Annotated in this window: 4 protein-coding genes; all 4 read right to left on the bottom strand. The window is 72.0% G+C overall.

Annotation, left to right across the window (positions count from 1 at the left end; translation table 11 throughout):
* Window positions 1-49: 49 nt before the first annotated feature.
* A complete protein-coding gene (locus ACFU6K_RS30020) occupies window positions 50-1,105 on the bottom strand; it encodes a 2-oxoacid:ferredoxin oxidoreductase subunit beta (protein WP_380668282.1) in 1,056 nt (351 codons plus the stop codon).
* A 73-nt stretch (window positions 1,106-1,178) separates the two neighbouring features.
* Window positions 1,179-3,176 carry a 2-oxoacid:acceptor oxidoreductase subunit alpha gene (locus tag ACFU6K_RS30015; protein WP_380668280.1) on the bottom strand — a complete coding sequence of 666 codons (1,998 nt, stop codon included), beginning with the start codon at window positions 3,174-3,176 and terminating at the stop codon, window positions 1,179-1,181.
* A 277-nt stretch (window positions 3,177-3,453) separates the two neighbouring features.
* A complete protein-coding gene (locus ACFU6K_RS30010; RefSeq protein WP_380668278.1) occupies window positions 3,454-4,116 on the bottom strand; it encodes a response regulator in 663 nt (220 codons plus the stop codon).
* 149 nt (window positions 4,117-4,265) lie between these two features.
* Window positions 4,266-5,276, bottom strand: a complete 1,011-nt coding sequence (locus ACFU6K_RS30005) for a polyprenyl synthetase family protein (RefSeq protein ID WP_049652569.1) — start codon at window positions 5,274-5,276, stop codon at window positions 4,266-4,268.
* Window positions 5,277-5,545: the final 269 nt, after the last annotated feature.

Genomic DNA, 5,545 nt, shown 5'->3' with positions numbered 1-5,545 from the left:
GGGACAGGGGGCGCCGTTCGTTCCGACGGACGGTCGGGCGGTCGGGCGGTCAGTCCACCGTCCAGGTGTCGTTGCCGGCGAGCAGCGCGGCCAGGTCGCCCGGGCCGCGCCCGGCCGTGGCGGTGGCCAGCTGGCTCGCCATCAGCTCGTCGTAGACCGGCCGTTCGACGCTGCGCAGCACACCGATCGGCGTGTGGTGCAGGGTGTCCGCGTCGGCGATCCGGGAGAGCGCGAAGGCGGTGGCGGGGCTGGCCGCGTGCGCGTCGTGGACCAGCACCTCCGCCTCGTTGTCCGCCGTGACCGGGGCGGTGAACAGCTCGCCGTCCGGGCCCCGGAAGACGCCGTTCGCCAGGTCCGTACCGAAGCGGGCGGCCTTCCCGTGCTCCAGCCGGATCAGCGCCTCGTCCCGGCTGCCCGGATCCTTCAGCACCTCGAAGGCGCCGTCGTTGAAGATGTTGCAGTTCTGGTAGATCTCCACCAGTGCCGTGCCCTCGTGCTCGGCGGCCGCCCGCAGCACCGACTGGAGGTGCTGGCGGTCCGAGTCGATGGTGCGCGCGACGAAGGTGGCCTCGGCGCCGATCGCCAGCGACAGCGGGTTGAACGGTGCGTCCAGCGAACCCATCGGGGTGGACTTGGTGATCTTGCCGAGCTCACTGGTGGGCGAGTACTGGCCCTTGGTGAGGCCGTAGATACGGTTGTTGAACAACAGGATCTTCAAATTGACGTTCCGCCGCAGGGCGTGGATCAGGTGGTTGCCGCCGATCGACAGCGCGTCGCCGTCCCCCGTCACCACCCAGACGCTCAGGTCCTGGCGCGAGGTGGCCAGCCCGGTCGCGATCGCCGGCGCCCGGCCGTGGATCGAGTGCACCCCGTAGGTGTTCATGTAGTACGGGAAGCGCGAGGAGCAGCCGATGCCGGAGACGAACACCGTGTTCTCGCGCTTGATGCCCAGTTCCGGCATGAAGGACTGCACCGCCGCCAGGATCGCGTAGTCCCCGCAGCCCGGGCACCAGCGCACCTCCTGGTCGGTCTTGAAGTCCCGGGCGCTCTGCGGGCCTTCGGCCTTGGGCACCAGTCGCAGCGACGGGAAGGCGCGCTCGCTCATGCGCCCACCTCGCTACGCTCGGCAGGGGCATTCGCCCACACGCGCCCCTCGATGATCCGCTCGCTCCGCTCGCTCACCGGTTGTCCTCCTCGTCCAGGGTGCCGATCGCGGCCCACAGCACGTCCGCCAACTGGGCCGCCTTGAACGGCAGTCCGCGCACCTGGTTGTAGGACTCGGCGTCCACCAGGTACTTCGCCCGCAGCAGCAGGGCCAGCTGCCCCAGGTTCATCTCGGGAACGATGATCTTCTCGTAACTCCGCAGCACCGAGCCCAGATTGGCCGGGAACGGGTTGAGGTTGCGCAGGTGCGCCTGGGCGACCTCGCCGCCGTCCGCGCGCACCCGGCGCACCGCGGCGGTGATCGGCCCGTACGTCGAGCCCCAGCCGAGCACCAGCACCCGGGCGTCGCCGCTCGGGTCGTCCACCTCGACCGGCTTCACCGTGATGCCGTCGACCTTGGCCTGCCGGGTGCGGACCATGAAGTCGTGGTTGGCCGGATCGTAGGAGATGTTGCCGGTGCCGTCCTGCTTCTCGATGCCGCCGATCCGGTGCTCCAGACCGGGCGTGCCGGGCAGCGCCCAGGGCCTGGCCAGGGTCCGCGGATCGCGCAGGTACGGCCAGAAGGCGCCGTCCTCGCGGTTCGGGCCGGTGGCGAACTCCGGGTCGATCTCCGGCAGTTCGTCGACGTCGGGGATCCGCCAGGGCTCCGAGCCGTTGGCCAGGTAGCCGTCCGACAGCAGGAACACCGGGGTCCGGTAGGTGACCGCGATCCGGGCCGCCTCCAGCGCCGCGTCGAAGCACTCCGCGGGCGTGGCCGGGGCGACGATCGGCACCGGCGCCTCGCCGTTGCGCCCGAACATCGCCTGCAGCAGGTCCGCCTGCTCGGTCTTGGTCGGCAGGCCGGTGGACGGGCCGCCGCGCTGGATGTCCACGACCAGCAGCGGCAGTTCGAGCGAGACGGCCAGGCCGATCGTCTCGGACTTCAGCGCGACGCCCGGCCCGGAGGTGGTGGTCACCCCGAGCGCCCCGCCGAAGGCGGCGCCGAGCGCCGCGCCGACGCCGGCGATCTCGTCCTCCGCCTGGAAGGTGCGCACCCCGAAGTCCTTGTGCCGGCTCAGCTCGTGCAGGATGTCCGAGGCCGGGGTGATCGGGTACGAGCCCAGGTACAGCGGGAGGCCGGAGCGCCGCGCGGCGGCAATCAGCCCGTAGGACAGCGCCAGGTTGCCGGAGATGTTGCGGTAGCGCCCGGCCGGGAGCCTGGCCGGCGGCACCTCGTAGGAGACGGCGAAGGACTCCGTGGTCTCGCCGAAGTTCCAGCCCGCCCGGAAGGCGCTGATGTTCGCCTCGGCGATCTGCGGCTTCTTCGCGAACTTGGTGCGCAGGAACGACTCCGTTCCGTGCGTGGGCCGGTGGTACATCCAGGACAGCAGGCCCAGGGCGAACATGTTCTTCGCCCGCTCCGCGTCCTTGCGGGCCAGACCGCTGTCCTTGAGCGCCTCCAGGGTCAGCGTGGTCAGCGGCACCTTGTGCAGGTGGAAGCCGTCCAGCGAACCGTCACCCAGCGGGTCCGCCGGGTAACCGACCTTGGCCAGCGCCCGCTTGGTGAACTCGTCGGTGTTGACGATGATCTCGGCACCGCGCGGCAGGTCCGGCACGTTCGCCTTCAGCGCGGCCGGGTTCATCGCGACCAGCACGTTCGGGGCGTCGCCCGGGGTCAGGATGTCGTGGTCCGCGAAGTGCAGTTGGAAGGACGAGACGCCCGGCAGGGTGCCGGCGGGCGCCCGGATCTCGGCCGGGAAGTTCGGCAGCGTGGACAGGTCGTTGCCGAAGGACGCCGTCTCCGAGGTGAAACGGTCACCGGTCAGCTGCATGCCGTCACCGGAGTCGCCGGCGAAGCGAATGATCACCCGATCGAGTCTGCGAATGGGCTTGCCCGGCTTCACCGGAGGGCCGCCCGGGGCCGGCGGTCCGGCGGACGCGTCCGAACCCGCGTGCGCGTCTCCGCTCCCGGCGCGGGCCTCGTCGCCGTCCGGGCCGTCCACTGCCTCTGACTGATCGACCTGACTGGTCACTGCCGCGGACCTCCTCGTGGGCGCACCACCGCGGGCGCGGCCCCGTGCCCCGTCCGCCTGGTGCACCTCTCGCATCCTATGCGGGCCGACCCGACGGCGACCGGAAGCACGGCAGTTATTTCACCGGCCCGCGGCTGCACCGCACATGAACGTCAACGCCCGCCCGCCGGAGATCATTCCGGCTCGGACGGGCGGGCGCGAGCACCTCACGGGCGCATGGCCGAGATGCGCTCCCGGGGGCGCGCCCCCGGGAGCCGGGCGACGGCACCGGCGGGCGTCAGGAGTTGAGGTAGGTGAGCACGGCCAGCACCCGGCGGTGGTCCTCGGCGCTCTGAGCCAGGCCCAGCTTGAGGAAGATGTTGCTGACGTGCTTCTCCACCGCGCCGTCGGAGACCACCAGCTGCTTGGCCACCGCGGCGTTGGTGCGGCCCTCCGCCATCAGCCCGAGCACCTCGCGCTCGCGCGGCGTGAGATTGGCCAGAACGTCGCCCTTGCGGCTGCGGCTGAGGAGCTGCTGCACCACCTCCGGGTCCAGCGCGGTGCCGCCCTCGGCGACCCGGACCACCGCGTCGGCGAACTCGCGCACCTCGGCGACCCGGTCCTTGAGCAGGTACCCCACGCCCCGGGTCGAGCCGGCCAGCAGCTCCGAGGCGTAGCGCTCCTCCACGAACTGCGACAGCACCAGCACGCCCAGCTGCGGGTAACGGGCACGCAGCTCCACGCAGGCGCGCAGGCCCTCGTCGGTGTGGCTCGGGGGCATCCGCACGTCGGAGACCACGACGTCCGGCAGGGCGTCGACGGCGGCCAGGTCGTGGATGGTCTTCACCAGGGCGTCGCCGTCACCGACCCCGGCGACGACCTCCAGGCCGCGATCGGTGAGCAGCCGGGTCAGGCCCTCCCTGAGCAGTACGGAGTCCTCGGCGATGACGACGCGACGCATAACGACCTTCCGGGCAGGCGTGTGCTGACGGGAGCCAGTCTCCCCCATCCCGGGGCGGGCGGAGGGTCCGGGACGGGCCACCTCTCGGCCCGGCCCGGACGGCTCCCGCCGGGTCTCACACGGCGCGGGGTCCTGCACGGCGCGGGGTCTCACATGGTGCGGATCGCCACCGCGTCGCAGAGGCCCTCCAGGGCGGCCTTCGCGGCGCAGTCCGGCAGCGGCGCGAGCAGCGCCCGGGCCTCCTCGGCCCGGCGCAGGGTCTCGGCGCGGGCGCGCTCCAGCGCCGGGTGGGCACGCAGCAGGCGCAGCGCCTCGGCGTGCAGGTCGTCGTCGGAGAGGTCCTGGTCGAGCAGTTCGCGCAGCCGGGCGTCGTCCGGGTCGGCCGGGTCGGCGGGCATCTGCTGCAGCAGCAGGGTCGGCAGGGTCGGCACGCCCTCGCGCAGGTCGGTGCCGGGGGTCTTGCCGGACTCGTGGCCGTCGCTGGCGATGTCGAGCACGTCATCGGCCAGCTGGAAGGCGATGCCGATCCGCTCGCCGAACTCGCCGAGGGTGTCCACCAGCTCGCGCTCGGCACCGGCCATCAGCGCTCCTATCCGGCAGGAGACGGCGATCAGCGAGCCGGTCTTGCCCTCCAGGACGTCCAGGTAGTGCAGCAGCGGGTCCATGTCCTGGCCCGGGCCGCGGGTCTCCAGGATCTGGCCGGTGACCAGCCGCTCGAAGGCCTCGGCCTGCATCCGCACGGCCTCCGGGCCGAGGTCGGAGAGCACCTGGGAGGCGCGGGAGAACAGGAAGTCGCCGGTGAGGATGGCGACCGAGTTGTCCCAGCGGGAGTTGGCGCTCGGGGCGCCACGGCGCACCGGCGCCTCGTCCATGACGTCGTCGTGGTAGAGCGTGGCCAGGTGGGTCAGTTCGACCACCACGGCGGCGGGCACCACGCCGGGCGCCCCCGGGTCGCCGAACTGGGCGGCCAGCAGCAGGAGCAGCGGGCGGAACCGCTTGCCGCCGGCTTCGAGGAGGTGACTGGCGGTGACGGTGATGAAGGGGACGTCGCTCTTGACGGCCTCACCGAGCGCCGCCTCCACAGCGTCCAGTCCGGCCTGGACGTCCCGGGTCAGGTCGCGGTCCTGCACGCTGAGCCCGAAGGGTTCCACGACGGTCACGAAGACCACTCCTCTGTCCCTGGTCGATCTAGCGGCCTGGTCCCTGAGTGCCGCCGCTGGCCATACAGGCAGGGTATCCGGTCGCGAGTGGATCACTGCACGGGCGTGCGGATCCTGTCATGATCGGGCTTGATGCCCTGGTCAGGGCGGCTGCGCGGGCCGGACGGCGGTGGGGGTGAATTCGGCTGGAAATAAAGGTGGGAGAGCCCCCGGAACTCCCCCGGCCCCGGCACCCGACACAGACCCGTCCGGGCCGCGCGGGCTGAGCG

Origin of the sequence: Kitasatospora sp. NPDC057512, assembly GCF_042802135.1 — a bacterium.
GTDB lineage: Bacteria > Actinomycetota > Actinomycetes > Streptomycetales > Streptomycetaceae > Kitasatospora.
Note: the sequence above shows the minus strand (reverse complement) of the source record. Positions and strands in the feature narration are given on the sequence as shown.